The following is a 14409-nucleotide window of genomic DNA, read 5'->3' on the forward strand; positions in this document are numbered from 1 at the left end:
TTTTCTTTCCCTTTTCCCCTTAACCGACAAGTATTGAGGGAAAACGGGAACGTTATACTTACTATACTTTTGGGAACCCTTCGTCTTAAGTACAGTTTTCCCAGAGTAGGCTTGATAAGTTATGAAAGTTGCTCAGATTATTGACACATGGGATATCTGGTGTAAACAAAAGTTGAGGTCAGGTATCAAGCCTGCCTTTTTCTATTTTTTTGCGATCGCCCTTTCCCTCACATTTATGACCAATGCCTGTAGTCTTGGGCAAAACCAAGCTCTCAAACCGCTCCGGGTCGGAATTACAAACTGGGTAGGGTTTGATATTGCACTCTATGCCCAACCATCAGGAATCTTAAAGCATCGAGGGTTAGAGGTTGAGTTTGTGCGATTTGATAACCAGCAAGATTCCAGTCGGGCGGTGATGCGTGGTGGACTAGATGCGGCATTTGTTTCTTTCTGGGATGTGATGCAGGTTGATCCAGGCAATGGCAAACCTGTGGTGTTAATGACGACCAATATTTCTGCGGGAGCGGACGGAATTGTTGCCAAGCCAGAAATTAAATCCGTAGAAGATTTGCGCGGTAAACAAGTAGGAGCAAAGTTAGGAACCGTCAACCATCTAATTTTGCTGGAAGCCTTGAAAGCCCATCAAATTAAACCCTCTGAAGTTCAGATTCGGGATTACTCCAATGATGTCGCAGCCCAGAAAATTAGCACAGGTGCGATTGATGCTACTGTACTCTGGGAACCGATGCTAGGGGAGACAGCAAAGAACATCAAGGGCAATGTGATTTACACCACAAAGCAAGTAGACAGTCTGGTGATTGATATCTTGATGTCCAGTGACAGGATAGTGAAAACGAAAAAAGCGGAACTAGAGCAATTCATGCTGGCATGGTTTGATGTGATGCACGCCGTTGAAACCCAGCCGACAAAAGTGTTCAACACAGTTGGGAAAAAACTGGGACAAAGTGGTAAGTCTTTTGCCAGTGATTATGCTGGATTAAAAAAAGGAGATATTATTTTGAACCAACGGATGTTTGCAGTAGATGGTCGCCTCAATTCGGCAAAGGCAGAAATTGTCCAACTGCTCCAAGCAGATCCGCGTCATGGTCGGGTGATTCGGCAAGATGTGGAGATTAATGCAGCACTTGTCAATGAAGCATTGACAAAATTGAAGTCATGAGCAAGTCATCTAAAAATAACTTATCCCACCAACTATTGATGGGTTTTGGTATTTCTCTAGCAACGGTCGGCTTAACCACATTGGGATTGAACTACTTCTTGATTCAATCAAAGCTGGAGCAAGAGCTAGAACAACGTGCCCAATCGATTACTCAGGGGGTCGGGTTTTCCACGGAAGGATTAATCGAACTGGGGAATAAAAGTATTATCAAGCGAGTGGTGCAAAACTACGCTACACTGCCAACGGTGATGGAAGTTGCGATCGCCAGTCCCAATGGAGAAACCCTGGCTCGGAGTGGATCTGAACTAGAAAATCCGCCCTATACTTCAATTCATCCAGAATTGACTAAAGTGTTAGAAAAGGCTGCTGAGACGGGTTCAGAAACAAGTTTCAGAGTCACAATAGATCGTAAACCAGCATTAGTACAAATTTTACCCTTTAGCAGCACACTGTTTGGTCAAGCAAACCGACGCGGGTTAGCGATCGCTATTCTCAATGTCGAAGAACTACACCAGCAAGCGTGGCAAACCTTCTCGACCTCTACCCTTACCCTACTCATTGGGATGTCAGCAATTCTGGCGCTGATGACGGTGATGATTCAGCGATTGGTCTTACATCCACTCAAACGTTTGAATAAAGCCGTTACCGACAGTCAAAGCATTGACCATTTCATCATGCCCAGTGGATTACCGGATAATGAAATCCAATTCCTTGCCCATACAATTCAAGCGGCGGCTACACGAGTAGAGGCATACGAGCAACTTGAACAAGAAGTAGCACAGCGCAAGCAAGCAGAAGCCGCTTTACTGGAGTCAGAAGCACAGCTTCGGCAGCAAGCCCAAGATTTGGAGAAAGCAATCCAGGAATTGCAGCAGGCACAAATGCAAATCATTCAAAGCGAGAAAATGTCTGCTTTGGGCAATCTGGTAGCTGGTGTTGCCCACGAAATCAATAATCCAGTCGGTTTTCTGAATGGTAGCCTCAGCAATGCCACCGAATACGTCCAAGATTTGCTACAGCATTTATACCACTACCAAAAAGCCTATCCCAATCCCTTATCCAATATTCAAGACCACGCAAAGGAGATTGACCTGGAATTTTTAAATGAAGATTTGCCGAAACTGATCTTGTCTATGAAAGGGGCAACAGAACGGGTCAAGGACATCAGTACCAGCTTACGGACGTTTTCTCGGTCGGACACAGATAATCCGGTAGAATTTAATTTACATGAAGGACTGGATAGTACCCTACTTATTCTCAAATATCGCCTGAAAGCAAATAATCAGCGTCCAGAAATCCAGGTTGTGCGGTTATACGACAACATTCCTGTGGTCACTTGTTTTTCTGGACAGCTTAATCAAGTATTTATGAATATTTTGGCAAATGCGATCGATGCCCTGGAAGAATCGAGTCAAGGGCAAAGTTATGAATATCTTAAACAAAATCCCAATCTAATTACGATCAAAACGGGGCTGACAGAGGATAGAAAATCAGTTACTGTTCGCATTAAAGATAATGGAATTGGCATGACAGAGGATGTGAAACAGAAGATATTTCAGCATCTGTTTACGACTAAAGGAGTTGGTAAAGGAACTGGTTTGGGCTTGGCGATCGCTCGTCAAGTGGTAGTCGATAAACATTATGGGCATCTAGATTGTGTTTCCAGCCTCGGCAATGGCTCAGAGTTCATCATTCAAATCCCATTAAATCTTAATCCTCTCTAACCCTTCTTAAAAAGGAGGGAATTAGAGCAAGCCTTTTAACAAGAAAGGCAGGAGTTGAGGCAATACTTCTCGCTTTGTGCATTTTTAACTCGGAATCTGGTTTGGGGTAAAGGGTAAGGGTTAAAGGTTTTTTATTTCCCTTTTCCCCTTAACCGAGAAGTATTGGGAGTTGAGGGGATCTCTTTCTTATCTATAATCTTGACTTTGAATACTCCCTAAACGAGCGGCATCACGAATGTTATAGTCGGGTCGAGTAAAGCGATTTAGTTGCATCTCAAAAAAATCTCGATTGGCTTGCAAATGTTTGGGATTTTGGTCATCTAAAGGATATAAAAGTGCAGTTCGCAAGGCTTGAATTACCGCAGACGTAACACAGTACATTGACCGTTGAAAACTAACTCCCAATTGAATCAACATATCTTCTTCACCCCGGCAATGTTGGCTGTAGTAATCAACAAGATATGGGGGCAAAAAATGCAGCATATCTTGCATTAATAATGTCGGGGGAATGCCAGCAGTACCCACTGGAAATACATCAGCGTAAAGAATACCAAAGTGAAAGTCTTTTTGGTCTTCTGGTACTTGACGCGCTTGAGCATTATAAGATTTTGTCCCTCTGAATGGTGCAGTGCGATAGAAAACTGCTTCTACATAAGGTAATGCAGCTTCGTATAGCCACATGAAACCCTTGGATTTGGGGATAATTTCGTAGCATTTGCCGCGAATATAAACGTGATGGTAAATGGGACGGCCTGCGATCGCAAATATACCATTAACTAAGAAGCTCATTGCCTCTGGGACGGTGCTAATCGTACCTTCATCGTAGCGATCGGACATTTCAAAGAATACCGGGGCCATGACTTCCCAGAATAAACCCAGGTTGGCGTAGTATGACATCTGGCGGCACTGTTCCAAAAACATATCTGGAAACAGCTTGTAAAGCCCCAGCATTACTGGGTTTCCTTGGAAGTAAGCTTTAATTGCTCGGTCGGCGTTGGCTTTATATTCGTCTGAATCTAGGTAAGGGTCAAATTGTCCACCCATCCCTCTATGCCACAACATCGCCCGCATACAAGCTTCAGCAAACTCCATGTTAATGCGATCGTGAAACAAGTGATGCAATAACTTCGGCATTTTGAAAGTTTCACCCTTCTCGATAAATGCCAAAAGTTCTGGATGTGCAGTAGCTTCGCCGCGCCAAATTCGTAAATCAGCATCATCACCAGCATAGTGATTATGCAGTTCTAAATACTCTTTGGGTAAGAAGTATTTAAAGAAGGGAAGCGGGTTTAAAAATTCGTTTTCAGCAATATAAAGTAGGTCGCGCCAGTAAAAATCCATCGGCACAGCATAAGCTTTATATAAACCGATAATTTGCATCAAATTTTCTGGAGTATCGGGTAACATTGCACCGCCTGCTTCTAAGCGATGAATTACTTCAGCAAATTCGTGCGTTGAAGGAGGTAATTTAATTGCTGTTTTAATTGCTGTCATGTTATTTATTAATTGGTGTTAGTAATTCTTGACGAATATTCAAGGCATGAAAAATGCTTAAAACATCATGTGTCCAAACTGGCAATATTAGTGTCATAGCAATTTCTTCAACGCTATGAATTGTGCCAGCAATACAAGTCAGCCATAAGGCAACTCCGGCGTAATCAAAGCCAAACAGGGCAATAATGGCAATAAAAAGGGTGATTCCCCAAAATTTTGCTGAATAAGTATGATAGCTAGCCGGTTTACCATATTTCACCAAATTCACCACCCACCACACCAATTGAGCAAAAACAATCATTAACAAAGGGGCGCTATAAGTTACGAGAATATCTTGATGAACTATCCACGCACTGATGAAAATACAGCTAAAAAGACAAACATCAGCCCAACTATCGGCTTGACGCAATTGGGAAGTGCTGACAGCTAATCGTCGCGCAATAATGCCATCAAAAATATCTGAGAGAAAGGCTGCAATAAAACCGACGATGAACCAAATACTGGTTTTGCCATCCAAAGCATCTAATAGGAGGAATGGAGATATCAAAAAGCGAAATAGAACAAGACCACTGGGAATTAATGTCAGATTCATCTTTCCATCCTCCTTTATCAATACGTAAATCTCTTATTGATTACTTCAGTGCTACTTCAGAGATTACGGTTTTTTCTAAAGAGGGGATTGCAGCCACCATTGTTGTAGTTGTAGATTCACTCCACCGCACTAACCAAGTGGGTTGTACTCCTAAAAAGATGATAAAAGCTGCCAAAATTAAAGCTGGGATTTTCTCAGACCAAAGAACTTTGGGATAGTAGGCGAAGTTATCGAGTCTACCAAAACAAGTGCGGTTCAGAAGAATGACAAAATAAACTGCGGTTAATCCACTAGCCACTACACACAAAATTGTCGGAATGGGAAAGGCAGAGAAACTACCTTGAAAAACGATAAACTCGGCGATAAATCCTGTTAAACCAGGAATACCTGCACTAGCCATCCCGCCTAAAACTAGTAAGGCGCTAATTAGAGGTAAGCCGCGTATAGGACTCATCAAACCATTGAGTTTATCTAACTCACGCGTACCAACTTTGGCCTCTACAACTCCCACCAAGTGAAAAAGGATGGCCAGAATAATACCGTGGCTGAACATTTGGGCGACTGCACCCACAAGTGCTAAGGGAGTACTAGCAGCACCAGCTAGCAAGATATAGCCCATGTGACCGACGGAACTGTATGCTACCATGCGCTTGATATCTTTTTGAGCGATCGCAATTACTGCCCCATAGATAGCGCTGATTGCTCCCCAAATGGCCAGAGTCGGTGCAATAATGCTCCAAGCATGGGGAAACATCCCCAAACCAAATCGCAGTAGTCCATAAGTCCCCAGCTTTGCCAATACACCACCGAGAAGAATGGCTATTGGTGCTGAAGCCTCAACGTAAGCATCGGGTAGCCAAGTATGGAAGGGAACTAAGGGAATTTTAATCCCAAAACCTAAGACTATTCCTGCTAGTAAAAGGATTTGTTTTGCTGTTGACAGATTTTCTGTAGAGACTGCATCAAAAGCAAAATTGGTAGAACCACTCAGCCATACCATACCCAAGAATGTTGCCAGAATTAATGCTCCTGAAACCGCAGTATAAATCAGGAATTTCATCCCAGCATAACCCCGTTTTACCCCTCCCCAAATGGAAATTAGTAAGTAGAAGGGGATTAATTCTAGTTCGTAGAATAGGAAAAATAGCAGTAAATTTTCAGCAACGAAAGCACCTGCAACCCCTCCACTCACTAATAAAATCATTGAGTAGAACAGCCGGGGGCGTTCAGTTTCTTTACTGCTGCTGTAAATAGAAATCCAGGTGAGTAGGCTATTTAACACTAACATTAATATAGAAAGCCCATCAACACCTATTTGATAACTCAAACCCAGGGTTTCATTCCAGGGCAAGTACTCTTTAAATTGCATTCCTGGATTGCTGATATCGAATTTTAGTAGGATAAATAGGTTCCAGGCAAGAATTGTTCCAGAAAAAATTAATGCTGTTAGACGAATGCGATGATTAGGGAAACTTACAGGTAATATTGCTATAATAGCGGCGGCTAAAATAGGGAGCCAAATTAAAACACTTAACATTATATTTTTCCTTTGTTATTTCTCCTTTGTTATTTGTCCTTTGTACATTAGTAATGACCAATGACTAATGACAAAGGACAAAAAAGCTAACTTACTAAACTGATTTTGCCAGTATCTAAATCGTAATATCCACCGACTATTTTCAGCTTTTCTGCCTTGATTAATTCAGCTAAAACTGCGGATGATTTCAATTTTTCAACTTGTGCCAAAATATTTGCTTTACAAGCGTTTTCTAACTTATCTCCTGATTGCTCTTTTGATTTTTCTACACTTGGTTTAATTGCTTCAAGCAAACTTCCAATTTGCCCTGGTACTTGAGCGCCTTTGATTGCGGCATCTACTGCACCACATCTTTCATGTCCCATTACCATGATTACTTTAGTGCCTAACACTAAGCTGCCAAATTCTAAGCTACCAATTTGTTGTGTTGTTGCAATATTACCAGCTATACGGCAGACAAATAAATCTCCAAGTCCTTGGTCAAAGACAATCTCCGAGGGTACTCGTGAATCTGCACAACCGAGAATCGAAGCAAAGGGTTTTTGACCCTTTGCAACTTCAACTAAACGCGAATGGTTTTGGTGGGGATTGCGACGTTTTGCTGTCACAAATCTATCATTCCCATCTAATAACTCTTTCAGTGCCTTATCGGGGGTAATATCATCTTCTGCTGGCGCTGCTGGGGCTTTTTTTTCGGCTGCAAGTAAGTTTGAACTCAGTCCAGCTGTCAATACACTTGTACCGATTGCACCTGCACCAAACTTTAATAAACCTCTTCTAGAAAGATTGATTTTGGGATGTCGTATGCTCATGGAATTCTCCTGCAAATTTTATACTAAACTGTCTGCTTGTTTGTAATCAAAGGGTGTTTAACTACCCAACTGTCGAAATTTGAGAAATCACATTTAAAAACTGCACTCCCCAAAATGGCCAAGCTACCCACATTCCTAAAACGCTCACTCCCAATAAAACGGTTAAGGCGTAAAATTGGGTTTGTCCAGAGGTGCTATATTTTAAACTTTCGCCACCTAATAGCGAAAATAAACCAACCAAATTAACGATACCATCAACGACAAAGCGGTCAATCATATCGGCAAGTTGGGAAATTTTGGCAACGCCAAAAATAATGGTGATCCGATAGAGTTTGGGGGTATAAAAGTCGTATGCGAACAAGTCTTGAAGACCTTTCCAAGGGAGGCGAATTGGTTTAGGAATATTGCCTAAATAAACCACACCAGTGATGCTGCAACCACAAATACTCGACCAAATTAAAAGCAGTACGACATCTTTATTTAAAGTTGCCCAATCGGGTAAAAGTGATAAGCTTTGCAACACTAAAGGAAGATGTAGACTAAAGGCAAGTAAAATTACCATTGGCAAAATCATTGGCCAGTGTGCTTCAGGCGATCGCTGACTCATTTGTGTAGCTTTACCACCAAAAATTAAACCGAATTCTCTGGTTAAACTCACTGCTGTCAAAGCGTTTACCGTTATCACTACTCCCACTAACAAAGGTTGCGTTTCCCACAACCCATCTGCTAGTTTCACTAACGCCCAAAAACTACCCAATGGTGGAAAACCAATTAATCCCAAAGTCCCAACGATAAAGGCTATTGCTGAAATCGGGCGACGTGTCCACAATCCGCCTAATTGGGTGACATCTTGGGTGATGCTATTCCAAATAATTCCGCCAGTACTCATCACCAATAGGGCGGCGGATATGGCATGGGTGAGTACTAACAACAGCGCTGCTTCATCTTGTTGCGTTCCCACGGCGATGAATACTAAACCCATGTATGCACTGACAGAGTAGGATTGGCAGCGTTTAAGATCAACTTGAGCGATCGCAATTAAAGAAGCACCTACTGCCGTTACTACGCCAATGGCCACCATCGCGGAGGAAACTATGGGCGACAGGCTTAACACAGGTTGCAGTTTAATCAGCACCCATGCACCACTAGCAACTACTACCGAATTCCGTAAAATTGTACTGGGAACTGGGCCTTCCATTGCTTCATCTAACCACAAATGCAGTGGGAACTGGGCACATTTACCCATCGGCCCGGCAATTAAGGCTAAACCTACCAGTGCCATTGTTGTCGGGTTAACGTTAGCAGTCGCCGCCCACTTAGCTAGTTCTGGATAACTCCAAGTTCCAGCTAGGGGCCATAATGCCAACACGCCCATCAGCAAGAATAAGTCTCCTACCCGCTTGGTTAAGAAAGCATCCCTCGCACCTGAGACTACTAAAGGCTGGCTAAACCATAAGCCAACTAGTAGATAGGTTCCTAGTGTGAGGACTTCCAAAATTACATAGCTAAAGAACAAGTTATTACATAGAACCAAGGCACATAGTCCTGCTTCAAATAATCCTAATAAAGAATAGAAGCGTCCCCAACCCCAATCCATCTCCATGTAACCGATGGCATAAATCTGCGCCAGCAAATTCAAACCAGTAATCACAACTAAAGCGCCAACACTCACTGAGGATATTTCTAAAGCAATGGTGAGGTCTAAACCAGCTGTAGATAGCCAAGGAATAAATACTTCTTGGGCTGGATGATTCCAAGTTGCTTCTAAGGCGATGCCTACGGCGGGCGGGTACGCCAACGCACTATGCACAAACGCCAAAAATGTCATCACTAAGTTTATATAACCTGCCGGTCTTGGCCCCGTTTTCCGAATAATTCCCGGCGACCAAGGTACGGCTAACAAGCCACCTATTAAGGCATAGCAAGGAACTAGCCAAACAGTCTCAAGTAGAAACTGAGCCATCAACTTACCTCTATATTTCCATCAAAAGTTTATGGTTTTGAATCAACTTATGTTGATCCCTGTTAACCCAGAGATATCTACGACAGGCTACGCCTATGCAGATAAGACAAATTTATCTTTATTTAATCTTGTTAAAAACAGCTTACCGTTATATCTGTCAAAAAGGAATTACTTTATCTAAACAAATCTGAGATAAATGCCCTAAAAAAATCTTATATAATCAACCATCTGCGTAATGAATAATAGCTATTGTTTTTTATCTATGAATCAATCATTGGTTTGATCAATAATCATCATGAGTTTTTACTTATTGACATAAATGACAAGAGACGCAATTGATTGCGTCTCTACAAGCCAGCAGAACCAAATATGATTTACATTTCGGTAATTTTGTCAATCTGCCAAAAAACAGAAATAATCGCAGGCGCTTGGTCAAATTGGCTGATAGGGGCGGGTTTCATGTCTCGATAATCCAGCAGTTGGACTAAGATCAGGTAAGCGATCGCTAAAATAACCGAAATCGCACCTGTAAGAATAGCAATTAATTTTGAACGTTCCATCAGTATTTCCTATATTTAAAGTTATTGTGCTGGTCTATATCCCAATAAGTTCTAGTTAAGCCTTGATCGTCCTAACCCTCCTTAAAAAGAGGAGACGCTGAAAGCGTTAGTAAGTCTGCAAGTCAGAGATTCCTCCAATTCAAGCAAGTGAGTGGTGTAGGCTAGGCAAAATATCACAAACCCAGGCGTATTAGCCTATATCTACATTAATACTTCATATACACACCACATAGTTCCCGATATACTCATAGTTGATCAAAGCAATAGTTTAGTACGTTGCACCTACCTATTTACAGCAGTTTTCTTTTGTATGAAGTACAAAGAGCTACGAGTTTTGAGGCAGGATCGTGCAGCGTTACGGCAGTAGACAGATCACTTTTAGCGTTTCCCAAAGGGAGAAGGCAAGAAGTAGAAACTTTATTTGATGCGTGAGTTCTGCATTTGTACCTAAATTATTTGCAAAATACTGTATCTTTACATAGTTAAATTGTTTATACCCACCTACTTATTCCAATCATATATGAAGATAGAGTTTTGCTTGCACTGCAAACATTTGCAAACTCTAAAAGGTGTGGCAAAACATAGCAACGTTAAGCATAAAATTAAGTACCAATAGACTCATAATCTTTCTTTATTACACTTTTTAGACATTATAAGTAATGAAAAAATGACAGCCTTTCTGTTATCTTAATATGATATTAACTACTGCCAAATAGTCACTGAGATACCAATTTAAATTTCCATGATTAGTATTGCTAAATTAAATAAAATTGACTTTGTAGTTTTGATAATTATTATCATTATTGGTCTGATACATTTACCTTTTCCATTTGACGGAGATCAAGCATTTTTTAGGCTAGGTGCTTTAGAGATGCAACAAGGAAAGGTACTTTATCGGGATTTTTGGGATATTAAACAACCGGGAATTTTCTCATTTTATTTTTTAGCAGGAACTTTGTTTGGTTTTAATGAGATTGGTATCCATGTATTTGAACTTATTTACATGGTATTTTTTTCAATAATATTGCTGCTGACCCTAAAAAGCTATTTTCGACATCAGATAATTGCAAGTCTAGTACCTTTGTTAACAGTTGGCGTTTACTATATTGTTTCTGGTGCTTGGCATCTGACTCAAGTAGAAGCACTGGTCGGTTTTCCCTTATTCCTTTGTCTTTGGGTTACTTTTAAATCTTTTACAAAAGAAGGAAAGCAAAGATTTTATCTACTTTTACTGTCAGGTTTTTTAGGAGGAATTGTTCTTCTATTTAAATTCCTATTTCTGCTGATCTTAGTTTCATTTTGGCTAACTATATTGATGTATTCTATACTAATAAAACACCAAAGTATTCAAAAAAACTTCATTGAGATTTTTATCCCAATTTTTATAGGAGTTACATTTCCTCTTTTGGTTGTTGCCAGCTACTTTATCTCAGTTAATAGTTTTGAAATAGTGCTTAAGACATTTTTTATATATCCACCGATGATTGTAGCTAATGCTGCATTTAATCAGACTAATTTTGTTTTGGGAATGAAATGGTTATTACAGAATTTTTATTCTTTAATTTTAATGACTGCTGTTGCAGTTTATGTATCATTGTATAAGTCTAAGAATATATTGACTTTGCTACTTGTTGTTTGGTGTATTTTTGGTTTGTCTGTTATCCTTTTACAGGAAACAGCATTATGGGAATACCATTATTTACTATTATTTGTACCCATAGGTATTTTAGCGACTAAGGGATTAGATATATTGTGGGATTCTTTAAAAGGATTAAAGTCTCGAATGCCAACTATTTTGCTGGTATTTTTATTGTTCTTACCTTTCTCTTTCACTCTTGTAAAAAAGAGTATTACTCTGGTTAATAATAATTTTGCTTTAACTGAAGATACACGATTGCAATATCAGGCTGTCTTTAGACCAAAATATCCATCTCTTCGTTCAGAAGCTAATTTTATATCTCAACAAGGAAATCTTGTTGGTGATATTTATGTAGCTGGCGATCCATCTATTTACTATTTTTCTGGTCGGAATCAAGCTACAATACTACGTGGTTGGGCTTTGGAATATTTTTTATCTGAGCAATGGTCAGCTCTTATAAATCAGTTGGATTCATCAAAGCCTCCTTATATTTTTATTGATTACGAACCCCAGGCTATAATCAAAGACAAATTTCCAAATCTGCTGGAATTTGTTGAGCAGAAATATCAGATTTTACGTCAAGATAATAACGGTATTTGGTATGTCTTGAAGTCAGACTCCAAATTGGGAATTTAGAGGATATTTTAAAAGTCCTCTTGTCTAATGTTTGATAAACCACTTTTAGACGATAGTATAACTGTAGATTATTGCAATTCCCTCATCTACCATGCCAAAACAGTCTATAGGTCTTGACGATCAACTCTATAATTACCTTTTATCCGTTTCACTGCGGGAACCAGAGATTCTTTTGAAGTTGCGCCAAGAAACTGCCAGTCATCCCAGAAGCACAATGCAGATTTCACCAGAACAAGGGCAGTTTATGAGACTGCTAGTACAGCTGATTGGAGCCAAGAAAACCTTAGAAGTTGGTGTATTTACAGGTTATAGCTCGCTCTCAGTGGCTTTAGCACTTCCTGATGATGGTAAAATTATTGCTGCTGATGTGAGTGAAGAATTTACTGCGATCGCCCGCCGATATTGGCAAGAAGCCGGAGTTGCCGATAAAATCGATCTACGATTGGCTCCAGGTTTAGAAACTTTAGATCAGCTGTTGGCAACTGGCCAAGCCGAGACATTTGATTTTGCTTTTATTGATGCTGATAAAGAAAATTATGATGGATATTATGAGCGATCGCTGCAATTATTGCGTCCAGGTGGCTTAATTGCGATTGATAATGTTTTGTGGTCAGGACAAGTTGCTGACCCGGTAAATCAAGATGAAAGCACCCAATCGATTCGCGCACTCAATGAGAAGTTACATCATGATGAACGGGTAACACTCTCCCTTGTCCCCATTGCCGATGGACTTACCTTAGCCATCAAGCGGTCTTAGTACAGTTTCACCATCCCGTAAAAATTCCAGAATCGCTGCATTCAACTCCTTAGAAGCACCACTTGAAGCGTCATGATAGCAGTTAGACAAAATTTTTAATTTGGAATTTGGGATATGCTGATGTAATTTTTCACCATGAGTAGCAGGAAACCAACTATCTTGATCGCCCCACAAAACTAGTGTAGGACACTTAATTGCACTTAGTTTATTTTGAATTTTGGTAAGCATATTTGGCTTGTTTGCTTGCCAATTCTCAATTTCTCGCGCTGCTATTTGTAACTCTTCGGCAACTTTGACAATCGTACCAGGAAATTGAATAAAGGGGTAAGTTATCCAATAGACATCTTCTTTTGTCAAAATTGACGGATCAAATAATACCCCACGTCTTTCTATTGCCATAATTTCTCTTAATAGAGGTGCAAACAAATATGCCAGACGTAAGGAGTCAATTGTTTGGATGATTTCTAGAGGAGTTTGGGCAAGTAATCCCATAGCCCAATGGGGTAGACGTTGGGCAAAAACAGGTACATTTACTACTACAAGCTGCCCGATTAACTGCGGATTTTCTTGAGCCAGAGCAAGGGCAACTAATCCCCCCAAAGATTCCGCTACAATCACTGCGGGTTCATTACATAATGCTTGAATAATTCTTTGAAACTCAATAACTTGATGACCGTTGTGTTCTCGACGAGACAATGGTTTTTCAGAAAAGCCAAAACCTTTGGCATCAAAACAAATTACCCGAAAATATTTAGATAATTCTGTTACACTGTGTCGCCAATTATAGCTCCAACTACCCATACCATGTAATAAAATTAGCGGTTTCCCTTTACCTTTTTCGCCATAAGAAATTTGTACAGGATAGCCTTTAGCATCAGTAATAATTAAAGTTTGCCGTCCTTTGGGAAAAGTCGCTTGCCACCAATCTTTCATTCCATTATCTATCAATAATTTAACCACCAGTTAAAGCGTTCCAGAATATTCTAATTAGGATCACGGGTAATGCTACTAAAACAATGGATATCAGCAACAATCCAACTAAAAGAGCAATGATAAATAACCTGTCTGCACTCTTTTGCTCACTAGGAAACTTTAAGTATTCTTCCAATAGCTTGATATTATTAGTGTTAGCTCTCCAGGCAAAATCAAAAAAGTCTCCCAAAACGGGGACAGTGCCTACCAAGCCATCAACGATCACATTGACAACCATTTTACCTAAAGTGGCTCTAGAGACACCCAGCCGCGCTGCTTCTAGGATAATGTAGCTAGAAAACATTACTCCCAAAAAATCACCACCAATAGGTATAAGTCCTAAAATTGGATCTAGACCAAAACCAATTTTTGTACCAGGAATGGTAATAACATTATCCAGCAACCGACTTAACTGACGCAGGCGCTTCAAGGTGGGTGCTTTAGCATCAGGTTCAATCATAGAAAACCGAGTAGGAGAATCTGGCATGAAAGCGATCGCTAATTTTGCATTGAATCGTTAGACATTTTACTCCCCTACTGAGC

The 14409-nt window shown here is 40.3% G+C and carries 12 protein-coding genes; 4 read left to right on the forward strand and 8 right to left on the reverse strand.

Going from position 1 to position 14409, the window contains the following annotated elements:
* Positions 1 to 121 precede the first annotated feature (121 nt).
* Together V7K69_RS14630 and V7K69_RS14635 are read left to right on the forward strand one after the other, a co-directional pair.
* The gene (locus V7K69_RS14630) at positions 122 to 1180 is read left to right on the forward strand and encodes an ABC transporter substrate-binding protein (RefSeq protein WP_335035490.1); all 1059 of its coding nucleotides are present in this window, start codon (positions 122 to 124) and stop codon (positions 1178 to 1180) included.
* Complete coding sequence (locus V7K69_RS14635; RefSeq protein ID WP_335035492.1) at positions 1177 to 2904, forward strand: ATP-binding protein; 1728 nt, start codon at positions 1177 to 1179, stop codon at positions 2902 to 2904. The genes V7K69_RS14630 and V7K69_RS14635 overlap by 4 nt, the downstream gene beginning before the upstream one ends.
* A 186-nt stretch (positions 2905 to 3090) precedes the next feature.
* Here the strand turns inward: V7K69_RS14635 and V7K69_RS14640 are convergent, their stop codons facing one another.
* The 6 genes from V7K69_RS14640 to V7K69_RS14665 all read right to left on the reverse strand — a co-directional run bounded on the left by V7K69_RS14640 (position 3091) and on the right by V7K69_RS14665 (position 9862).
* Positions 3091 to 4398 carry a CO2 hydration protein gene (locus V7K69_RS14640; protein WP_335035494.1) on the reverse strand — a complete coding sequence of 436 codons (1308 nt, stop codon included), beginning with the start codon at positions 4396 to 4398 and terminating at the stop codon, positions 3091 to 3093.
* A 1-nt stretch (position 4399) separates the two neighbouring features.
* Positions 4400 to 4990 carry a CDP-alcohol phosphatidyltransferase family protein gene (locus tag V7K69_RS14645; protein WP_335035496.1) on the reverse strand — a complete coding sequence of 197 codons (591 nt, stop codon included), beginning with the start codon at positions 4988 to 4990 and terminating at the stop codon, positions 4400 to 4402.
* A gap of 40 nt (positions 4991 to 5030) precedes the next feature.
* The gene (locus V7K69_RS14650; protein WP_335035498.1) at positions 5031 to 6527 is read right to left on the reverse strand and encodes an NADH-quinone oxidoreductase subunit M; all 1497 of its coding nucleotides are present in this window, start codon (positions 6525 to 6527) and stop codon (positions 5031 to 5033) included.
* Between the two features lie 86 nt (positions 6528 to 6613).
* The gene (locus V7K69_RS14655; RefSeq protein ID WP_335035501.1) at positions 6614 to 7339 is read right to left on the reverse strand and encodes a carbonic anhydrase; all 726 of its coding nucleotides are present in this window, start codon (positions 7337 to 7339) and stop codon (positions 6614 to 6616) included.
* Positions 7340 to 7400: 61 nt separating this feature from the next.
* On the reverse strand, positions 7401 to 9302 hold the full coding sequence (locus V7K69_RS14660) for an NAD(P)H-quinone oxidoreductase subunit F (protein WP_335035503.1): 1902 nt from the start codon (positions 9300 to 9302) through the stop codon (positions 7401 to 7403).
* A gap of 374 nt (positions 9303 to 9676) precedes the next feature.
* Positions 9677 to 9862, reverse strand: coding sequence for a hypothetical protein (locus V7K69_RS14665; protein WP_335035505.1), 186 nt, complete (start codon positions 9860 to 9862; stop codon positions 9677 to 9679).
* Positions 9863 to 10604: 742 nt separating this feature from the next.
* Between V7K69_RS14665 and V7K69_RS14670 the strand changes: the two genes are divergently transcribed.
* Both V7K69_RS14670 and V7K69_RS14675 read left to right on the forward strand, forming a co-directional pair.
* On the forward strand, positions 10605 to 12137 hold the full coding sequence (locus tag V7K69_RS14670) for a hypothetical protein (RefSeq protein ID WP_335035507.1): 1533 nt from the start codon (positions 10605 to 10607) through the stop codon (positions 12135 to 12137).
* Between the two features lie 91 nt (positions 12138 to 12228).
* On the forward strand, positions 12229 to 12894 hold the full coding sequence (locus tag V7K69_RS14675) for a class I SAM-dependent methyltransferase (protein ID WP_335035509.1): 666 nt from the start codon (positions 12229 to 12231) through the stop codon (positions 12892 to 12894).
* Here the strand turns inward: V7K69_RS14675 and V7K69_RS14680 are convergent.
* Together V7K69_RS14680 and V7K69_RS14685 are read right to left on the reverse strand one after the other, a co-directional pair.
* Positions 12874 to 13827 (reverse strand): alpha/beta fold hydrolase, encoded by a 954-nt coding sequence (locus V7K69_RS14680; RefSeq protein WP_335035511.1) that lies wholly within the window; start codon positions 13825 to 13827, stop codon positions 12874 to 12876. The genes V7K69_RS14675 and V7K69_RS14680 overlap by 21 nt on opposite strands.
* Before the next feature lie 19 nt (positions 13828 to 13846).
* Positions 13847 to 14353: a DUF4112 domain-containing protein gene (locus V7K69_RS14685; RefSeq protein ID WP_114081746.1), complete on the reverse strand. Its 507-nt coding sequence runs from the start codon at positions 14351 to 14353 to the stop codon at positions 13847 to 13849.
* Between the last annotated feature and the right edge of the window lie 56 nt (positions 14354 to 14409).

Origin of the sequence: Nostoc sp. (assembly GCF_036917775.1) — a bacterium.
Classification (GTDB): domain Bacteria; phylum Cyanobacteriota; class Cyanobacteriia; order Cyanobacteriales; family Nostocaceae; genus Nostoc.

What these genes read in the sequence shown, in the direction of transcription:
- V7K69_RS14630 (WP_335035490.1), top strand. Translation starts at nt 122, where the DNA reads ATGAAAGTTGCTCAGATTATTGACACATGGGATATCTGGTGTAAACAA.
- V7K69_RS14635 (WP_335035492.1), top strand. Translation starts at nt 1,177, where the DNA reads ATGAGCAAGTCATCTAAAAATAACTTATCCCACCAACTATTGATGGGT.
- V7K69_RS14640 (WP_335035494.1), bottom strand. Translation starts at nt 4,398, where the DNA reads ATGACAGCAATTAAAACAGCAATTAAATTACCTCCTTCAACGCACGAA.
- V7K69_RS14645 (WP_335035496.1), bottom strand. Translation starts at nt 4,990, where the DNA reads ATGAATCTGACATTAATTCCCAGTGGTCTTGTTCTATTTCGCTTTTTG.
- V7K69_RS14650 (WP_335035498.1), bottom strand. Translation starts at nt 6,527, where the DNA reads ATGTTAAGTGTTTTAATTTGGCTCCCTATTTTAGCCGCCGCTATTATA.
- V7K69_RS14655 (WP_335035501.1), bottom strand. Translation starts at nt 7,339, where the DNA reads ATGAGCATACGACATCCCAAAATCAATCTTTCTAGAAGAGGTTTATTA.
- V7K69_RS14660 (WP_335035503.1), bottom strand. Translation starts at nt 9,302, where the DNA reads ATGGCTCAGTTTCTACTTGAGACTGTTTGGCTAGTTCCTTGCTATGCC.
- V7K69_RS14665 (WP_335035505.1), bottom strand. Translation starts at nt 9,862, where the DNA reads ATGGAACGTTCAAAATTAATTGCTATTCTTACAGGTGCGATTTCGGTT.
- V7K69_RS14670 (WP_335035507.1), top strand. Translation starts at nt 10,605, where the DNA reads ATGATTAGTATTGCTAAATTAAATAAAATTGACTTTGTAGTTTTGATA.
- V7K69_RS14675 (WP_335035509.1), top strand. Translation starts at nt 12,229, where the DNA reads ATGCCAAAACAGTCTATAGGTCTTGACGATCAACTCTATAATTACCTT.
- V7K69_RS14680 (WP_335035511.1), bottom strand. Translation starts at nt 13,827, where the DNA reads ATGAAAGATTGGTGGCAAGCGACTTTTCCCAAAGGACGGCAAACTTTA.
- V7K69_RS14685 (WP_114081746.1), bottom strand. Translation starts at nt 14,353, where the DNA reads ATGCCAGATTCTCCTACTCGGTTTTCTATGATTGAACCTGATGCTAAA.